This window comes from Streptomyces sp. JLSY215 (assembly GCF_059682825.1).
This window is the reverse complement of sequence record NZ_CM185022.1, coordinates 3,891,769-3,910,385: the sequence shown is the minus strand read 5'-3', so window position 1 is coordinate 3,910,385 and position 18,617 is coordinate 3,891,769. Positions and strand designations below refer to the sequence as shown.

The following is an 18,617-nucleotide window of genomic DNA, read 5'->3' as shown; positions in this document are numbered from 1 at the left end:
GGCCGTTGTGCGGGGAGTGTCAGGGGAACGTCAGCTGCTGGGCATGCTCGGCATATCGGGCAGCTTCGGCATGTCCGGGATCTTCACGCTGCCATCGGTGGACTTGGTGAACTTCTCGGTGGGGCCGTTCTTCCAGTCCACCGTCAGGGTCTTGCCGTCCGAGCCGGGTTTGAGGGTGCCCGTGGTACGGGTGTTGTCGCCCTTGGTGCACTTCAGGGCGGCCACCGTCATCCCGGCCATCTCCTGGACCTTGCCCATACAGGCCGTCTTCTGCCCCTCGGCGAGTGCAACGGTGCCGTGCGCGACGACGAGCACCAGCGGACTGTCGGCCGCCCCGGCCGTCCAGGCTCCCTCGAACGCCTTGGCGTCCGTGGGCTTGTCGCCACCCCCACTCGGCGTCGACGGCCCGCTCTCCGGCGCCTTGCTCGGCGCGCTGTCGCTGCCCTTGTCGCCGCTGCTTCCGCAACCACTGAGCAACATCGCGGCAATCGCGGCCGCCCCGGCGATCTGCGCTGCCTTGCGCACGTACGTCTCCTCCGTTGTGGGACAGGGAGGGGTGAGGGTAGCAGCCGGGGGTTGGTGGGGCGGTGACGCCGCTCTGCGGCCGGCACCGGGGGGCTCCCCCCGCCCCCGCCCCCGCCCCCACCCCACCCCGTCTCTCAGCCGTAAGTCTGCGCGCACACGCACACCGTCGCGCCACGCATACGCACACCGCCACGCACATGTACACCGTCGCGCGCACGCCGTCGAACGCGCTCCGGACCCCACGTGCCAGGGCTTCATGCGCATTGGCCTCACGTGCACTGGCCTTGTGCGCACGTGCCTACGGACGTTGGCGCCAACACCCATCAGCCTCATGTACGCGGGTGTTGCCACCCTGGCGTCACGCGCTTTGCCGCGAAGCGAGTTGGCTGCACAGGCGCAACCTCACGCCCGCAGGTGTCTCGACCTTCGGTCTCGTACCCTTCGGCTTCGTGCCCTCCGGTCTCCCCCCGTTTCTTCCCACGGCTGTCGCTCTCACGGCTGTTGCTCTCCGGACTGTGGTTCTCTCGACCGTGGTTCTCTCGACCGCGGATGCCGCCCCACTCAGACCTGGCCATTCGGCCCGCGGGTATCTCCGGCCCGACCCGGCCCCGCAGACCGCGGTATCTGCCGCTGCCCCGCAGCGCCGACGCGCCGGCGGCTGCTCGGGCGCTGCTCTGTGCCTGTGCTCCCCCCTAAATCGGCTAATTCGCTGCTGAGTTCTTCTCGATCTGTACGGCGCGGTGGGCCGCGCCGGCGGTCCACTCCTGTTTCATGAGGCGTTTGAGGTCACGGCGTTGGGAGCGGAAGGAACTGCCGGGCAGGAGTTTGGTGTCCAGGTCGGTGGCTGAGGCGTAGGCGGCCAGGAGACGGCCGCGCCGGTCAGGAAGGCGGGCGTCGATTGCGGACCGGAAGCGGGCGCGGGCCGGGCCGGTCAGATCGACCGAGCCGACGGGGAATCGGGTGTACGGGAAGAGGCCCAGGGCGCGGCGGGTCTCTCGGCGTACCGCGCCGCGCCCCTCCAGCCGGTGCAGGCACAGCTCCTGCACCGGCCGGGCAGCCGTGCGTACCCAGCGGTGGGCCTTGACGCTCGCGCTGCGGTTCTTGCCCGGGTCGGGCAGCGCGGCGAGTGCGCCGTCCAGCACCGGATCGCCCGTCGGCAGCGGATTGGTCACCGAGACCCGGTCGCCGCGCTCGACGGCGATCCGCCCGGCCGCCTCCAGGTCGGCCAGCGCCGCGCCCGCCAGGCCGTACCGCAGAAACTTGGGGTTGTTCATGGGACGGCCGCGGACCGGATCAAGGGCGAGCAACAGCAGCTCCTCGGGAAGAGTGAGCGCTGCCGCAACGGGCCCTTGCGCGTCGGTCATGGGGCGTCCTGGGGCGTGTCCCCGGGTGTGCCGGCGCCGGCGCTCGCACCTGCCGCGACCGGGACCGCACCCAGCTCCGGTGCGGGCAGGACGCGTCCGGTGACCTCGCCCAGGCCGATCCGGGCGCCATCGGGGCCAGGGGCCCAGGCGGAGAGAGTGACCTCGTCGCCGTCCTGGAGGTAGGGACCCTTGCCCTGGGTGATTTCGAGGAGGCAGCCGAGCTGGTCGGGCTCGGGGCCCGAGACCGTACCGGAGGCGAACAGATCGCCGGTGCGCAGCGAGGCGCCGTTGACCGTCATATGGGCGAGCTGCTGGGCGGCCGTCCAGTACATCGCGGAGAACGGCGGGGAGGAGAGGCGCTCGCCGTTGAGGGTCACCTCGATGCGGATGTCGATGCCGCCCGGCTCCACGTCCGAGTCGTCGAGGTAGGGGAGCAGCGGGAAGTCGCGGGTGGGCGGTGGAGTGCGTGCCTCGTCGAAGGCGTCGACCGAGGTGATCCAGGCGGAGACGGAGGTGGCGAAGGACTTGCCCAGGAAGGGGCCGAGCGGCTGATACTCCCAGGCCTGGATGTCACGTGCGGACCAGTCGTTGACGAGGCAGATGCCGAAGACGTGGTCGCGGAAGGCGTCCTGGCCCACTGGTTCGGCCTGTGCGGAGGGGGCGCCGACGACGAAGCCGACCTCGGCCTCGATGTCCAGGCGGGCGGACGGGCCGAAGGTCGGGACGGCGTCGGTCGGCGTCTTGCGCTGGCCGTTGGGGCGGACCACCGGTGTGCCGGTGACGACAACGGTGCCGGCCCGGCCGTGGTAACCGATCGGCAAATGCTTCCAGTTGGGGGGAAGAGCCGCGCCGTTGGGGCGGAAGATCCGGCCGACGTTGGTGGCGTGGTGCTCGCTGGAGTAGAAGTCGACGTAGTCGGCGACCTCGAAGGGGAGGTGCAGGGTCACCGCGTCCAGAGGGAGAAGGAGCGGCGTCACCGCGGGGCGGTGCTCGGGGACCGTTACGGCGGCGCGGACGGCCGCGCGCACCTCTTGCCAGACGGCGCGTCCGGCGGCCAGCAGGGGGTTGAGGGACGGTGCGGTGAGCAGCTCGGCGTGCGATGCACGGACGAGGGCGGGCAGCGCGCCGGGCAGTGCGCTCAGATCGAGGACATGGCGGCCGAAGCGGACGCCGAGTCTGCGCCGGTCGGGCGCGTCGGCGGTGCTGAAGACGCCGTAGGGGAGGGTGTGCGGGCCGAAGGGATCGCCTTCCGCAAGGTCGAACGGGCTCTGCTCGGGCATGGACAGCTCCTCGCTTCGTCGTCGCCGGTGGGCGGCCGGACCGGCCTGGCATCGGATGGCCGGGCCGGTCGGTCGACGGGCCGTCCGGTCTGTGGCCGGTCGGTCCGAAGATCAGGGTACGGCGGGGCGCATCGCGGCGGGGGAGCCTGTGGATAACCTTCGGTCCGGCGTCACGTCGGTCCGCCGGCCGGTCCTCGGTCTGGGGCCCGCCACCCTCCTCGCGAGCCCATGCGGATGCCGGTTGCCCATTCGCCGATTCGGTCCGCGCCATGTCCCTTCCCCATGACCCTTCCCTATGTCCCTTCCCCCTTCTCCCTGCCCTGCGCACCCGGCGCACGCATGCCCCACCCCGCGCCGTAGAAGCCCCCACTCGCACCGTCCCACCACCCCCCAATGTCCGGAGACTCTTGCCGCACTGCGCAATTCGGGCCTAGCGTCCTTTGCTGGTACGAGCCGGGGGCACCCGGACGGGGCCGTTTCCGTAGGGGGACCGCTGGACGCCCGCCGCGGCGTCCCGGTAGGGCTCCGGCGGGATGTCCGTCGGGCCGCCGGGACGGTCGATGCGGTGCACCGTCCACAGGAGAGGCGGCCGATGTGACTGATTCCAGGACTCCGGTGGCGGTCATAGGGGCGGGCCCGTACGGCCTGTCGACGGCTGCGCATCTCAAGGCGTGTGGCCTGCCGGTGCGGGTGTTCGGGGAGCCCATGGTGAGTTGGCGGGCGCAGATGCCCATGGGCATGCTGCTCCAGTCGGCCCCGAGGGCGTCCGGCATCGATGTCCCGCAGGCCGGGCACGCGCTCGCCGACTTCTGCGCGGCCACGGGGGAGACGCGCTACGCCTCCGACTGGGACGTCATCCCCGTGGAGACGTTCATTCGGTACGGGGAGTGGCTGCAGCGGCGGCTGGTGCCGGAGGTGGAGCGGGTCCGCGTGGTGTCGGTGGACCGGGCGGGCGACGGCTTCGAGCTGAAGCTGGACAGCGGTGAGCAGGTGGGGGCGCGGGCGGTGGTGGTTGCCACTGGGCTGAGCGGCGTCGCCTACCTGCCGCCGGAGTTGGCCGCCGCCGTCCCGGCGGGGCCGTCCGCCGCGGGGCCTGTCTCGCACAGCTCCCAGCACCATGATCTTTCGGCGCTGGCCGGCCGGGACGTGGTGGTGGTCGGCGCCGGGCAGTCGGCCCTGGAGAGCGCGGTGCTTCTGGTGGAGGGTGGCGCTGCGTCCGTACGGGTGGTGGCGCGCGGGCGCGCGGCGGTGGGCTTCGGCGCGCCGCCGGACCATCAGCCCCGGTTGCGGCCGCGGACGCCGTTCGGGAATGCCTGGGGGCTGTACGCGTTCTCGTACCACGCGGGTGCCTTCCGCCATCTGCCGGTTCCCGCGCGGCGGTTCCTGGTGGGTCGGGTCCTGGGACCGCTGGGCGCCTGGTGGCTGCGGGACCGCTTCTTGGGGCGGGTGCCGGTCACCCAGGGGCGGCGGATCGTACGGGCCCGGGTCCGTGACGGACGCCCGGTGCTGGCGCTGCGCGGCGCGGACGGCCACGGCGGCGAAGTCACCGCCGACCATGTGCTGGCCGCCACCGGCTATCGGATGCGGCTGGCGGCGCTGGACTTCCTGGGGCAGGGGCTGCGCACCGAGATCGCGGTGCGCGCGGGCGGCCCCCTCTTGGACCGCGGGTTCGGCTCGTCCGTACCCGGGCTGTACTTCACGGGGCCGCCGGCTGCCGCCTCGTTCGGCCCGGTGATGCGCTTTGTGTGCGGCACGGAATTCGCCTCGCCGCGGCTCGCGCGGGCGGTGGCGCGGGCGTACGGGTGAGAGAGGAACGCGGCCCGCGGCGCAACCGTCTCCCCTTCTCCGGTGTTTCAGTGGAGGAACAGCAGCCTCAGCCGCATGGGAGGCATGGCTTTGGAGGCATGTAGGGGAATTGCCGCACCCGACTCAGTGATCACGTATGCCACACGTCCCGTCGCCGAGAGCGGCCCGCCGTCCGCCTGGCCGGGGCGATGGGCCGGCGGCAGCGCCCGTCCCGCGACTCGGCGGTTCCTGATAGGCGGCGGCTCGTTCTGACCCGGACGGCGTGACGACCCGAGCGAGCAGCACCTCCGCCGGTCGGAGCACGGAGCACTGAGCCGAGCACGGAGTCGCATTGCGGCCGGTGAGCCCGCGCCGCTCTGCATGTACCGGAGCGGACCGAGTGCGCTGCCGAGGGAGGCGGCCGAAAAGCTCAGGTGCAGGTCCGCTTTCCGGCCGGGCCCGCCGGTGACCGGCGGGCCGTAGATGGCCTTGGTGCTGTTGCCCGGGTGGGAGGGGGCGAGGGCGGCGTCCGCGGTGCTTGCGGTCGGTCGCAGAGAGCTTGCCGACCCTCGCGTACGCCTTCGGGCCGGGCGGGTCGCTAGCCGCGGTGATCGGGTCCAGGTCGGGCCGGGGTATGCCCCTGGTGGGCATGGACCTGGGCATGGACCTGGACCTGGACCTGGACGTGGCGCCCGCAGGTACGGGGAATGCCGCCCCACAAGGCCGCGCGGTGGCTGCCGGGGATCCGGTCGGGAAGAGGGGCGCCGGCGACGAGGACGAAGGGGAGCGGCGTGCCGTAGGCGGCGGTCGCCGAGGCGGAAAAATTCCGGGTCGTACACGGCCGTACCCGGCCGTCCCCGGGCCGCCGTGGGTGACCCGGTCAACTGCGTAGTGGACCGGAACGGCCGGTGTGCCGCGGGCGGAGAGCGCTTCCGCAACTCCAGGGAGAAGCGGGCGAGCAGACCACGAGGAGCGGGCGAGCAGACCACGAGGATGGCCGAAGAGCCTAGGGTCCTGGCGAGTATTCGGTTCCGCGGTCGTGGCTGTTGCTCCAGAGGCTTCCGGGAATTCGCTTGCCCCTGCTGTCCCCTGTTTCGCGGCGCAAAACCCGAACAAATGGTGATCCAGGACATACCGGCCGGCGGGTCGGTGTGCTGCCCGGGTGGTTCGAGGGGCGGGCGCTCACAGTGATCGAACTGCGACCGGATACGCTGGCCAGTGGTGGAGACAGCGACAGATCGACATTCCGTTTGATCGTCAGCAGACAGGAGTACCCCTCGTGACCGTCGTCGGGCCTTTTGGGCTGAGCGTGCGGGACCAGGCTCTTGAGGCCGATGTCCAGGCCGGGTTGGCCGCTGTCGAGGAGGGCCTGCTGGAGGCCACCAAAAGCGACGTGCCGTTCATCACCGAGGCCGCGCAGCATCTGGTGCGCGCCGGAGGCAAGCGGTTCCGGCCGCTGCTGGTGATGCTGGCCGCGCAATTCGGCGACCCGTACAGCCCCGGCGTGGTGCCCTCGGCAGTCGTCGTGGAGCTGACGCATCTGGCGACGCTCTACCACGACGACGTGATGGACGAGGCCGATGTGCGCCGCGGCGTGGCCAGCGCGAATACCCGCTGGGGCAACTCCGTCGCCGTACTGACCGGTGACTTCCTCTTCGCGCGCGCCTCGCACATCCTGGCCGACCTGGGCCCGGAGGCGGTGCGGATCCAGGCCGAGGCGTTCGAGCGCCTGGTGACCGGCCAGATCCTGGAAACCGCCGGGCCGCGCGACGGCCGCGACCCCGTCGACCACTATCTGGACGTCCTCGCGGGCAAGACCGGCTCGCTGGTCGCCGTCGCGGGCCGCTTCGGCGCGATGATGTCCGGCGCCGATGAGTCGGTCGTCAACATCCTCACCCAGTACGGCGAGCGGCTCGGCACGGCCTTCCAGCTCGCGGACGACGTCCTGGACATCGCCAGCGACTCCCACGAGTCGGGCAAGACGCCGGGCACGGACCTGCGCGAGGGCATCCCGACGCTGCCGGTGCTGCATCTGCGGGCGCAGGCCGAGGGCGAATCCGGTACGGCCGAGGACCGGGCGCTGTGCGAGCTGCTGGCCGGGGACCTCACCGACGACGCCCGGCATGCCGAGGCGCTGGCCGGGCTGCGCGCCCACCCGGCGCTGGAGCAGGCCCGCCGGGACACCGTGCGCTACGCCGAGCAGGCCCGCGCGACGCTGGCGCCGCTGCCGTCGTGCACGGCCAAGGCGGCGCTGGAGGGGCTGTGCGATGCGGTGGTGCACCGGGCCGGCTGAGGTCCGGGCCCGCCCGGAGGCGGGTCGGCGAGGCCACGGGCGGCCCGAGGCGTTGGGGTCCGTTCGGGGTCCGTTCGCGGCCGGGGCTTCCGGTATGACGCTCTGTGATGCCGTCGGCGGCCGCTCGGCCGCCGCTGGGCGCACCTGAACATCCCCGGCCGTCCCTCTTCCCCGGCCGTCCCCGTCCCCGGCCTTCCCCGGCCGTCCCGGGTCGTCCCCTAGGGACCCATCAGCCTTGCGTCGTACACGAGCCCCCGTGTGGTGGGCCGGTCTCATCCCTCAGCAGTACGACGAGTTGGCCCCGCGGGCTGACGCCATGTCTGCGGCGATTTGGTGGGATGGGAAGCACCACAACACGGCGGACGGGCCACAATGAGCCCCAAGGGGTGGACGAGTGCATCGCGCGGAAACCGCCGTAACGACGGAGGTAGGGCACATGCCACGGAACGAACCGACTGAGGTCACCGACGGATGGGACGGGGGGCGCTCCCCGAAGCGCCGCAAGGCGGTGCGGTACGCCGTACCGGTCGCGGTGGCGGGGGTGGCGGCGGCCACGATCGGGCTGGTCCCGGCGTTCGCCGGCTCCGGTTCTCCCGACCTGCCCAAGATCTCGGCGCAGGACCTGATAGCGAAAATCGCCAAGTCCGATGTCCAGCGGCTGTCCGGCACGGTCCGGGTCACCACCGACCTCGGCCTGCCGTCCCTGCCGGGCGGCGGCAGCGTCGGAGGCTTCGGCGGCGAGCGCGGGAGCGAAGGCGCCAAGGACAACGACGGGGCGTCCGCGTCCCCGCAGAACAAGCTCATGGAGCTGGCGTCCGGTGCGCACACGCTGCGCGTCGCCGCCGACGGCCCCGACAAGCAGCGGGTGTCCATCGTCGACAAGGCCGCCGAGTACAGCATCATCCACAACGGCGACCAGGTCTGGGCGTACGACAGCGGCAGCAACACCGCCGTACACAGCAAGGCCGAGGCGCACGACCGGACCGGCGGTCGGCACCACGAGCCCAAGGACCTGCCCAAGGACCTGCCCAAGGGCCTGAAGAACGCCACTCCTCAGGACCTCGCCAAGGAGGCCTTGAAGGCGGCGGGCGACACCACCTCGGTCACGGTCGACGGCACGGCCAGGGTCGCCGGGCGGGACGCCTACCAGCTCCTCATCAAGCCGAAGCAGTCCGCCTCCACGGTCGGCTCGATCCGGATAGCGGTGGACGCCGCCAACGGCGTCCCGCTGAAGTTCACCCTGACGCCCAAGAGCGGTGGCGCGGCCGCGGTCGACATCGGCTACACCAACGTCGACTTCGCCAAGCCCGCCGCGAGCTCGTTCGCCTTCACACCTCCCAAGGGCGCGAAGGTCGTCGATGCCGACAAGGAGCGCGCAAAGGCGGAGCGGCAGCACGGCAAGGACTTCAAGGGCCGTAAGGGCCTGGAGGACTTCAAGGCCGGCGGCGGGCTGAACGTCATCGGCAAGGGCTGGACGTCCATCGCCACGATCAAGGGCTCCGGCTCCGGCCTGCCCGCGGGCAAGGACAAGGGCGCCGCCGGCGAGGCGGGCAAGTTCCTGGACAGCATCGGCGACAAGGTGACCGGGTCCTTCGGCTCCGGCCGCATCTTCAGCACCCGCCTGGTCAATGCCCTGATCACGGACAACGGCACGGTGTACGTCGGTGCCGTCGACAAGCAGGCCCTGATCGACGCGGCCAACGCCGCCAAGTAACGGGCCACGGAACGCCGCGCCTCCCGCCGGGGGCGCGGCGCAGCCCGTACGCCGCACGACACGCCGTACGTCACGCCGTACGTCACGCCGTACGTCATGAGTTGGGGGAGCCGATGCCACCGCCACCCGCCGCGGATTCTGCGCGCGCGGTCCCGCCCGACGGGGACCGGGTGATCGAGACCCATGGGCTGACCAAGGCGTACCGCGGCGGCCAGCTCGCCGTCGACGGCCTGGATCTGGCCGTGCCGCGCGGCAGCGTCTTCGGCTTCCTCGGCCCCAACGGCTCCGGCAAGACCACCACCATCCGCATGCTGATGGGCCTGATCGAACCGACCGCCGGCAGTGCCCGGTTGCTGGGCGAGCCCATGCCCGGCGCGGGCCGGCGGGTACTGCCCCGTGTCGGCGCCTTGATCGAGGGCCCGGCCCTCTACGGCTTCCTCAGCGGCCGGGACAATCTGCTGCGCTTCGACGCGGCCGATCCGACCGCCGATCCCCGTACGCGTGCCGAGCGGGTCGGGCGCGCGCTGGAGCGGGTGGGGCTGGCCGCCGCGGCCGGCAAGAAGGCGCGCGCCTACTCCCTCGGTATGAAACAGCGCCTCGGGTTGGCCTCGGCCCTTCTCCAGCCCCGCGAGCTGCTGGTTCTCGACGAGCCGACCAATGGCCTCGACCCTCAGGGCATGCGGGAGATCCGTACCCTGGTCCGCGAGCTGGCGGCGGACGGCACCACGGTCTTCCTCTCCTCGCACCTCCTCGACGAGATCGAGCAGGTCTGCACGCATGCCGCGGTCATGGCCCGCGGCCGGCTGATCACCCAGGGCACGGTCGCCGACCTGTCCGCCACGGTCCTCGACTCGCGCGGCCGCGGCCGGCTGACGGTGACGACACCGGATACGGCGGATGCGGCGCGCGTCCTGAAGGAGCGGGGCGTGCTGGATCTCCAGGTCGCCAACGGCCGGGTGACCGGTGAACTGCCCCCGGCGGCCGAGCCCGACAGCCAGGAGCCCTGGGAGCCGGCGGATTTGAACGCCGCGCTCGTCCACGCCGGCATCCGCGTCCGTGGCTTCGGCACCGAGCGCGCTTCGCTGGAGGACGTCTTCGTGCATCTGACCGGGGAGGGCTTCGATGTCGCAGGCTGAGGCGGGGCTGCGTGGTCCCCGGGTGCTGTGGTCGCTGGGGCTGCTGCGCAACGAGATCGGTATGACGTTCCGGCGCTGGCGCACCCTCGCGTTGCTGGCGGTGCTCGCGGGCGTACCGGTCCTGGTCGGTATCGCCGTGAGAATCGAGACCGGCGGCGGACCGTCGGGCGGTCGGGGCGGCGGCGAAGGGGGCCCGGCTTTCATCTCCCAGGTCACCAACAACGGCCTCTTCCTGGTCTTCACCTCGCTCGCCGTGACGCTGCCGTTCTTCCTCCCGATGGCCATCGGTGTGATCGCGGGGGACTCCCTGGCGGGCGAGTCCAGCGCCGGGACGCTGCGCTACCTCCTCGTCGCCCCCGCGGGCCGTACCCGGCTGCTGCTCGTCAAATACGCCACGACCCTGACGTTCTGCCTGGTGGCGACGCTGGTGGTGGCGCTCTCGGCGCTGGTGACCGGTGCGCTGCTCTTCCCTCTCGGCGATGTCACCCTGCTGTCCGGCACGGCGGTCCCGTTCGGGGAGGGGCTGTTGCGCGCGCTGGCCATCGCTTGCGTGGTGGCGCTCTCACTCATCGGCGTGGCGGCCGTCGGCCTGTTCATATCGACGCTCACCTCCAGCGGTATCGCCGCGATGGCGACCACGGTCGGTCTGCTGATCACCGTGCAGATCCTGGACACCATCCCGCAGCTGAGCGCCATCCAGCCGTACCTCTTCCCGCACTACTGGCTGTCCTTCGCGGACCTGCTGCGCGACCCCGTCTACTGGGATCAGCTGCAGAAGAACATAGGCCTGCAGGCGCTGTACGCGGCCGTGTTCGGCTCGGCGGCGTGGGCGCGGTTCACCACACGGGACATCACGGCGTGATGCGGGGGGCCGGGTCGGCGCTGGCCGGCTCCGTCTCCGCCGGTGCGGGCTCGGTCAGTGCCGCCTCGGCCAGCGCCGCCTGCGCGGCCGCGTCGCCCGCCCGTGCCCCCGCGTCGGCCAGCGCGGTCCGCGCCCGCCGCACCGTGCGCAGCGCATCCCACGTCAGGAGGCACAGGGCCAGCCAGACCAGCGCGAAGCCGGCCCAGCGCTCGGGCGGCATCTCCTCGTGGAAGACCGTCAGACCCAGCACGAACTGAAATGTCGGCGCCAGATACTGCATCATCCCGATGGTCACCAGCGGCAGCCGGACCGCCGCCGCGCCGAAGCAGATCAGCGGCACCGCGGTCGCGATCCCGCACCCCGCGAGCAGCAACGCCTGGCCCGGCCCGCCGGTCGTGAAGCTGGATTCGCCGCGGGCGCCGAGAAAGACCAGGAAGCCCAGCGCGGGCAGCAGCTGTATCGCCGTCTCGGCGCTGAAGCCCTCGATGCCATCGAGCTTGATGCCCTTCTTGACCAGGCCGTAGGTCGCGAAGGAGAAGGCCAGCCCGAGCGCGATCCAGGGCATCTTGCCGTAGGCGACCGTCATCACGACGACCGACAGGGCGCCGACGCCCACCGCCGTCCACTGCAACGGCCGCAGCCGCTCGCGCAGCACCAGAACGCCGAAAGCGATGCTGACCAGCGGGTTGATGAAGTAGCCCAAGGAGGCTTCGAGGACGTGCCCGGCGTTGACGGCCCAGATGTAGAGGAACCAGTTCACCGAGATCACCAGGGCACAGACAAAGACCAGTCCGAGCCGCTTGGGCTGCCGCAGCAGCGGGGGTATCCAGGCCCAGCGGCGCAGCACGGCCAGGATGATCACGGCGACGGGCAGCGACCACGCCATGCGGTGGGCCAGGATCTCGGACGGCGTGGCGGCGTCCAGCAGATGCCAGTACAGGGGTAGCAGACCCCACATCGTGTACGCGGCGAGGCCGAAGGCGAGTCCTGTGCGTTGGTCGTTTCGAGGCTGCAAGGACCCTCCCGGTGATGGCGCGCCGACTCAGTGAAGGTAACGCCGCGCGAGGCCCTTGTCATGCCCGTATCGCCATACAGTCATGACAGGGGCAGCTCCTTGAGGGCGTCGGCGATCGCGTCGGCAATGGGGGAGGTCGGGCGGCCGAGGAGACGGGCCAGGTCACCGGGGGTGGAGGCCAGCTCGCCCCGCGCGATCGCGGCGTCCGCGTCGGCGACCAGCCGTGCGCCCGGCGCCGGTACCCCCGCCTCGACCATCAGCGCCACGTACTGCTCCTGCGGCAGATCGCGGTAGGGGATCGGCCGGCCGGTCTGCCGGGACACCTCGGCCGCGTACTCGGCCATCGTCCATGCGGTGTCGCCGCTCAGTTCGTACACGGAGTTCTCGTGGCCGCCGCCGGTCAGGACCTCGGCGGCCGCCTCGGCGTACTCCCGGCGCGCGGCGCTGGCCACCCGGCCGCCGTCCGCGCTGCCGATCACCGCGCCGGTCCTCAGGGCCGTGGCCAGCGCGCCGGTGTAGTTCTCGTGGTACCAGCCGTTGCGCAGCAGGCAGTACGGCACACCGGATGCCAGCAGCGCCTGCTCGGTGCCGATGTGTTCCTCGGCGATGGCGAAGGTGGCGGCGGGTCCGCCCAGCACGCTGGTGTAGGCGAGCAGCGCGACGCCCGCCTCCCGTGCGGCGTCGATGACCGCGCGGTGCTGGGTGAGGCGCCGCCCGGCCTCGTTCCCCGAGACGAACAGCACCCGGTCGCCGGGCGCGAAGACGCCTTCGAGGGTCTCGGGCCGGCCGTAGTCGGCGATCCGCACCTCGATGCCGCGCGCCGCGAGATCCGCCGCCCTGGCCTCGTCGCGGGCCACCGCGACGATCTCGCGCGGTGCGGTACGCGCCAGCAGCGCGTCGATGACGAGCCGGCCGAGCGCTCCGGTGGCGCCGGTGATCACGAAGCTCATGGGCTACCCCCTGTGGGCTGTGGGCGTCGCTGAAGGATGGCATGACCGTACATCCGTCATAAACAAATGTCTATGACGGTTGTATAGATGAGAGGGGCGCGCCGCCGTGGCGGCGGGAGGGCAAACGTATGCCCCCGGGGGCGCCGTAAGGCACCCCCGGGGGCATACGCGGGTCCGGGGCGGTCAGCCGACGACCGTCCAGGTGTCGTTACCGGACAGCAGGGCGGCGAGGTCGCCCTTGCCCTTCTGCTCGATGGCGGCGTCGAGCTGGTCGGCCATCATCGTGTCGTAGACCGGGCGCTCGACATTGCGCAGCACTCCGATGGGGGTGCGGTGCAGCGTGTCCGGGTCGGCGAGCCGGGAGAGCGCGAAGGCCGTGGTGGGCGACGGGCTGTGCGCGTCGTGCACCAGCACGCCGTCGGCGCCCTGCTCGGTGACGTCGATGACCTTGAGGTCGCCGGTGGCCGGGTCGCGGACCACGCCCTTGGAGCCGAGGCCGTCGGGCGCCAGGGCCCCGAACCGGATGGGCTGCCCGTGCTCCAGGCGGATGACCGCCTCCTGGGCCTGCTCCTTGTCCTTGAGGACCTCGAAGGCGCCGTCGTTGAAGATGTTGCAGTTCTGGTAGATCTCCACCAGCGCCGTGCCCGGGTGCGCGGCGGCCTCGCGCAGCACCGAGGTGAGGTGCTTGCGGTCGGAGTCGACCGTGCGGGCCACGAAGGACGCCTCGGCGCCGAGCGCCAGCGAGACCGGGTTGAACGGCGCGTCCAGCGAACCCATCGGCGTCGACTTGGTGATCTTGCCGATCTCGGAGGTGGGGCTGTACTGCCCCTTGGTCAGCCCGTAGATCCGGTTGTTGAACAGCAGGATCTTGAGGTTGACGTTGCGCCGCAGGGCGTGGATGAGGTGGTTGCCGCCGATGGACAGCGCATCGCCGTCACCGGTGACGACCCACACCGACAGGTCGCGCCGCGAGGAGGCCAGGCCCGTGGCGATGGCCGGGGCGCGGCCGTGGATGGAGTGCATCCCGTAGGTGTTCATGTAGTACGGGAAGCGGGAGGAGCAGCCGATGCCGGAGACGAAGACGATGTTTTCCTTCGCCAGGCCGAGCTCGGGCATGAAGCCCTGCACGGCGGCGAGGACCGCGTAGTCACCGCAGCCGGGGCACCAGCGCACTTCCTGATCGGACTTGAAGTCCTTCATGGACTGCTTGGCCTCGGCCTTGGGGACCAGGGAGAGCGCCTCGATCCCTGCGGGCTTCTCCTCCGAGATCGTCTCAGTCATTGATGGCCTCCTTAAAGACCTCCGCGAGTTGCTCGGCCTTGAACGGCATTCCGCTGACCTGGGTGTGCGAGCGCGCGTCGACGAGGTACTTGGCGCGCAGCAGGGTGCTGAGCTGGCCGAGGTTCATCTCCGGCACGATCACGTTGTCGTAATGCCTGAGGATCTCGCCGAGATTCCTCGGGAAGGGGTTGAGATGGCGCAGATGCACCTGCGCGATGTGCTCCCCTGCGCCCCGCACGCGCCGTACCGCCGCGGTGATGGGGCCGAACGTCGAACCCCAGCCCACGACAAGGGTGCGGGCCTCGCCGGACGGGTCGTCGACCTCGAGGTCGGGGACCTCGATGCCGTCGATCTTCGCCTGACGGGTGCGCACCATGAAGTCGTGGTTGGCGGGGTCGTAGGAGATGTTGCCCGTGCCGTCCTGCTTCTCGATGCCGCCGATGCGGTGCTCCAGGCCCGGCGTGCCGGGAATGGCCCAGGGGCGCGCCAGGGTCTGCTCATCGCGCTGGTAGGGCCAGAACACCTCGGTGCCGTCCGCCAGCTGGTGGTTGGGACCGGAGGCGAACTGCACGCGCAGATCGGGGAGTTCATTGACGTCCGGGATCCGCCAGGGCTCGGAGCCGTTGGCCAGATAGCCGTCGGAGAGCAGGAAGACGGGCGTGCGGTAGGTCAGCGCGATACGGGCCGCTTCCAGCGCCGCGTCGAAGCAGTCGGCGGGCGTCTTGGGGGCCACGATCGGCACCGGGGCCTCGCCGTTGCGCCCGTACATCGCCTGCAGCAGGTCGGCCTGCTCGGTTTTGGTGGGCAGGCCCGTCGAGGGGCCGCCGCGCTGGATGTCCACGATCAGCAGCGGGAGTTCCACGCTGACCGCGAGGCCGATGGTCTCCGACTTCAGCGCCACACCGGGGCCCGAGGTCGTGGTCACCGCGAGCGCACCGCCGAACGCCGCGCCCAGCGCCGCGCCGATACCGGCGATCTCGTCCTCCGCCTGGAACGTCCGCACGCCGAAGTTCTTGTGCTTGGACAGCTCGTGCAGGATGTCGGAGGCCGGGGTGATCGGGTACGAGCCCAGGTAGAGCGGCAGATCGGCCTGGCGGCCCGCGGCGATCAGCCCGTAGGAGAGCGCGAGGTTGCCGGAGATGCTGCGGTAGGTGCCGGTCGGGAAGGCCTTGGTGGCCGGGGCGACCTCGTACGACGTCGCGAAGTCCTCGGTGGTCTCGCCGAAGTTCCAGCCCGCCCGGAAGGCCGTGACATTCGCCTCCGCGATATCCGGCTTCTTGGCGAACTTCGACCGCAGGAACTTCTCGGTGCCCTCCGTCGGCCGGTGGTACATCCACGACAGCAGGCCCAGCGCGAACATGTTCTTGCTGCGCTCGGCCTCCTTGCGGGAGAGCCCGAACTCCTTGAGCGCCTCGATCGTCAGCGTCGTCAGCGGCACCGGATGGACGTTGTACGCCTCCAGCGAGCCGTCCTCCAGCGGGCTGGTCGCATAGCCGACCTTGGCCATCGGGCGCTTGGTGAACTCGTCGGTGTTGACGATGATCTCCGCGCCCCGCGGCACATCCGCGAGGTTCGCCTTGAGGGCGGCGGGGTTCATCGCCACCAGGACGTTCGGGGCGTCACCGGGGGTGAGGATGTCGTGGTCGGCGAAGTGCAGCTGGAAGCTGGAGACGCCCGGCAGCGTGCCGGCAGGGGCCCGGATCTCGGCGGGGAAATTCGGCAGCGTCGACAGGTCGTTGCCGAACGACGCCGTCTCGGAGGTGAACCGGTCGCCGGTGAGCTGCATGCCGTCACCGGAGTCGCCGGCGAACCGGATGATCACCCGGTCCAGTCGCTGGACTTCCTTGCCTCCGCCGCCGTCACCGGGCGCGCGCTGTTCCCCGACGAGCGCGCCGTCGGTCTTCTCGGCTGGGCTACTGACCTGGCTGGTCACTGCTTCGGACCTCCCTCGAGGGGTGCGGCGTCCCCGCCTGAGGCAGGGCTCGGGACGTGTCGTACCGACTGGTTGTCCCATATCCATCGTACGTGGGTAAGGGTCGCCTTCCCTGGGTCGATCACATTGTGGACGCCGGGATGAGACACCGTACTGGCATGGTTTGTCATGAAATCACCGCCCCCGTCACCCCTTCTTCATGACGCTCCGGACTTCGTCCAATAGTTCTAGGTCCAAGGTCCTGGGTCTCGGCGGCCGCCTGTCCGGCCTGCGTATCTGACACCCTGTCAGGCGCTCAGGAGTTGAGATAGGTCAGCACCGCCAGCACCCGGCGGTGATCCCCGTCACTCTGCGAGAGGCCCAGCTTCAGAAAGATGTTGCTGACGTGCTTCTCGACCGCGCCGTCGCTGACCACCAGCTGCCGTGCGACCGCCGAGTTCGTCCGGCCCTCGGCCATCAGCCCCAGCACCTCCCGCTCCCTCGGCGTCAGATTGGCCAGGACGTCCTGCTTGCGGCTGCGGCCCAGCAGCTGCGCCACCACCTCCGGGTCCAGCGCCGTGCCGCCCCCGGCGACCCGGACCACGGCGTCGACGAATTCCCGCACCTCGGCCACCCGGTCCTTCAGCAGATAGCCGATGCCCCGGCTGGAGTCGGCCAGCAGCTCCGTCGCGTACTGCTCCTCGACGTACTGCGACAGCACCAGCACGCCCAGCTCCGGGTGGTCCCGGCGCAGCCGGATCGCCGCCCGCACCCCTTCGTCGGTATGCGTCGGAGGCATCCGTACGTCCGCCACCACCACATCCGGCAGCGCTCCCTCGGCCGCCAGCTCGCCGATCACCTTGAGGAGCGCCTCGGCGTCCCCCACCCCCGCCACGACGTCGTGCCCGCGGTCCGTGAGCAACCGCGTCAGCCCCTCCCGCAGCAGCACCGAATCCTCGGCGATGACGACCCGCACCCTGTCCTCCACCGTTCCGCTTCCCCCCACGACTCGTACAACCCCGCCTGCGGTCCCAGCATTCCAGCATCCGGGACGCGGTGCGGCGGGAGCCGCGGATTCGGCGCGGGGGAGGGATCGCGGCGAGGGCGGGGGCGGGAACGCACGGCGGCGGCCGGGGCCACGTCCCGGCCCCGGCCGTCGGTCAACCGGCCGCTACTGGCTTCGCCACGGCAGCTCGGCGGACACGGAGGTCGGGCCACCCTGCGGGGATTTCACGACCAGCAGGCCGTCCACGGAGCCCAGCCGCTCGGCCAGGCCCGCCAGACCGCTGCCCGTGCCGGTGCTCGCGCCGCCCCGGCCGTCGTCCGTCACCTGCAGCATGATCCGGTCCGCCGAGCGCCAGACATCGACCGTGGCGCGGGTGGCACGGGCGTGCTTGGAGACGTTCTGCAGCAGCTCGGACACGGTGAAGTACGCAATGCCCTCGATCGCCGCGGCGGGCCGGCGCTCCAGATCGACGGTCACCGTCACCGGCACCGTGCACCGCGCGGCCAGCGCCGACAGCGCCGGGCCGAGCCCCCGGTCGGTCAGGATCGCCGGATGGATACCGCGGGCCAGATCCCGCAGCTCCTGCAGCGCGATCTTCACCTCGCCGTGCGCCTCGTCCACCATCTGTACGGCCGCGTCCGGGTCCTCCGCCAGCTTCTCCTTGGCCAGGCCCAGGTCCATGGCCAGCGAGACCAGCCGGGCCTGCGCGCCGTCGTGCAGATCCCGCTCGATACGCCGCAGATCGGCCGCCGCGGTGTCGACCACCACCCCGCGGTCCGACTCCAGCTCCGAGACCCGGCCGGCGAGGGAGGACGGGCCCAGCAGCCCGAGGACCATCACCCGGTCCACCTGCGTCAGCCCGTGGATCAGCCACGGCCCGGCCAGCACCAGCAGCAGGCCGACGGCGCCGATGACCCCGATTTCCACGGGAGTGTCGAGGTAGAAGCTGTTGCCGTCGCCGTCGCCCCACATCAGGATGCCCGGCGCGTCGACGTACGCGGGGAACGTCCACCGCCACAGCGGATAGGTCAGCAGGCTCCAGCCGACGGCCCAGAAGGTCGTCGCGAAGATGAAGGAGAACAGCGCCCACGGGAAGTGGAAGAGGGAGTAGAGGAGGTGCCGCCAGGACACCCCGCTCTTCAGAACGGCCCCGATCCACCCCATCAGGCCCGGCTTCGCGGCGCGGACCGGCTCCGGCTCGGCCACCTCCAGCCCCAGCAGCGCGCGGGCCCGCCCGCGCTCGATGATGCCCAGCGCGCGGCAGCCTGCCAGCCCGCCCGCCAGCACCGGGATGCCCAGGAACGTGACCAGCAGGCCGGCGCCGAGCGAGATCACCACGATCGCGTAGCTGAACATCACCGACGCGATCGGGAGGCTGAGGAAGAGATACAGGAATGCGCGCCAGGTGCGCCCGGAGAACGGGGCGCGCAGTCCCACAGGTACCCGGGAGCCGCGGGGCGGGGAGGGTGCGTATGCGGTGTCCATCGTCTCGTC

At 71.2% G+C, this 18,617-nt stretch carries 14 protein-coding genes; 5 read left to right on the top strand and 9 right to left on the bottom strand.

What is annotated here, in order from left to right; genetic code table 11:
- Positions 1–30: 30 nt before the first annotated feature.
- The 3 genes from AC5677_RS17415 to fahA form a co-directional block, all read right to left on the bottom strand.
- Positions 31–525 carry a hypothetical protein gene (locus tag AC5677_RS17415; RefSeq protein ID WP_497195936.1) on the bottom strand — a complete coding sequence of 165 codons (495 nt, stop codon included), beginning with the start codon at positions 523–525 and terminating at the stop codon, positions 31–33.
- A gap of 701 nt (positions 526–1,226) precedes the next feature.
- Positions 1,227–1,889: a GOLPH3/VPS74 family protein gene (locus AC5677_RS17410; RefSeq protein ID WP_497195935.1), complete on the bottom strand. Its 663-nt coding sequence runs from the start codon at positions 1,887–1,889 to the stop codon at positions 1,227–1,229.
- The gene (gene fahA, locus AC5677_RS17405; RefSeq protein WP_497195934.1) at positions 1,886–3,169 is read right to left on the bottom strand and encodes a fumarylacetoacetase; all 1,284 of its coding nucleotides are present in this window, start codon (positions 3,167–3,169) and stop codon (positions 1,886–1,888) included. Before fahA ends, AC5677_RS17410 begins: the two co-directional genes overlap by 4 nt.
- A 594-nt stretch (positions 3,170–3,763) precedes the next feature.
- Here fahA and AC5677_RS17400 point away from each other — a divergent pair.
- The 5 genes from AC5677_RS17400 (at position 3,764) to AC5677_RS17380 (ending at position 10,959) form a co-directional block, all read left to right on the top strand.
- Positions 3,764–4,975 carry an NAD(P)-binding domain-containing protein gene (locus AC5677_RS17400; protein WP_497195933.1) on the top strand — a complete coding sequence of 404 codons (1,212 nt, stop codon included), beginning with the start codon at positions 3,764–3,766 and terminating at the stop codon, positions 4,973–4,975.
- A gap of 1,258 nt (positions 4,976–6,233) precedes the next feature.
- Positions 6,234–7,247, top strand: a complete 1,014-nt coding sequence (locus tag AC5677_RS17395) for a polyprenyl synthetase family protein (RefSeq protein WP_497195932.1) — start codon at positions 6,234–6,236, stop codon at positions 7,245–7,247.
- Positions 7,248–7,683: 436 nt separating this feature from the next.
- Complete coding sequence (locus AC5677_RS17390; protein WP_497195931.1) at positions 7,684–8,961, top strand: LolA family protein; 1,278 nt, start codon at positions 7,684–7,686, stop codon at positions 8,959–8,961.
- Positions 8,962–9,074: 113 nt separating this feature from the next.
- Positions 9,075–10,097, top strand: a complete 1,023-nt coding sequence (locus AC5677_RS17385) for an ABC transporter ATP-binding protein (RefSeq protein ID WP_497195930.1) — start codon at positions 9,075–9,077, stop codon at positions 10,095–10,097.
- Positions 10,084–10,959 (top strand): ABC transporter permease, encoded by an 876-nt coding sequence (locus AC5677_RS17380; protein WP_497195929.1) that lies wholly within the window; start codon positions 10,084–10,086, stop codon positions 10,957–10,959. Before AC5677_RS17385 ends, AC5677_RS17380 begins: the two co-directional genes overlap by 14 nt.
- Here the strand turns inward: AC5677_RS17380 and rarD are convergent.
- The 6 genes from rarD to AC5677_RS17350 all read right to left on the bottom strand — a co-directional run bounded on the left by rarD (position 10,949) and on the right by AC5677_RS17350 (position 18,608).
- Positions 10,949–11,974, bottom strand: coding sequence for an EamA family transporter RarD (gene rarD, locus AC5677_RS17375; protein ID WP_497195928.1), 1,026 nt, complete (start codon positions 11,972–11,974; stop codon positions 10,949–10,951). The genes AC5677_RS17380 and rarD overlap by 11 nt on opposite strands.
- Positions 11,975–12,054: 80 nt before the next feature.
- Positions 12,055–12,924, bottom strand: a complete 870-nt coding sequence (locus tag AC5677_RS17370) for an SDR family oxidoreductase (RefSeq protein WP_497195927.1) — start codon at positions 12,922–12,924, stop codon at positions 12,055–12,057.
- A 183-nt stretch (positions 12,925–13,107) separates the two neighbouring features.
- Positions 13,108–14,205, bottom strand: coding sequence for a 2-oxoacid:ferredoxin oxidoreductase subunit beta (locus tag AC5677_RS17365; RefSeq protein ID WP_497195926.1), 1,098 nt, complete (start codon positions 14,203–14,205; stop codon positions 13,108–13,110).
- Entirely contained in the window at positions 14,198–16,138 is a 1,941-nt protein-coding gene (locus AC5677_RS17360; protein WP_497195925.1) for a 2-oxoacid:acceptor oxidoreductase subunit alpha, read from the bottom strand. Before AC5677_RS17360 ends, AC5677_RS17365 begins: the two co-directional genes overlap by 8 nt.
- A 295-nt stretch (positions 16,139–16,433) precedes the next feature.
- Positions 16,434–17,093, bottom strand: a complete 660-nt coding sequence (locus AC5677_RS17355; protein ID WP_497196658.1) for a LuxR C-terminal-related transcriptional regulator — start codon at positions 17,091–17,093, stop codon at positions 16,434–16,436.
- Between the two features lie 195 nt (positions 17,094–17,288).
- Positions 17,289–18,608 carry a sensor histidine kinase gene (locus tag AC5677_RS17350; protein WP_497195924.1) on the bottom strand — a complete coding sequence of 440 codons (1,320 nt, stop codon included), beginning with the start codon at positions 18,606–18,608 and terminating at the stop codon, positions 17,289–17,291.
- Between the last annotated feature and the right edge of the window lie 9 nt (positions 18,609–18,617).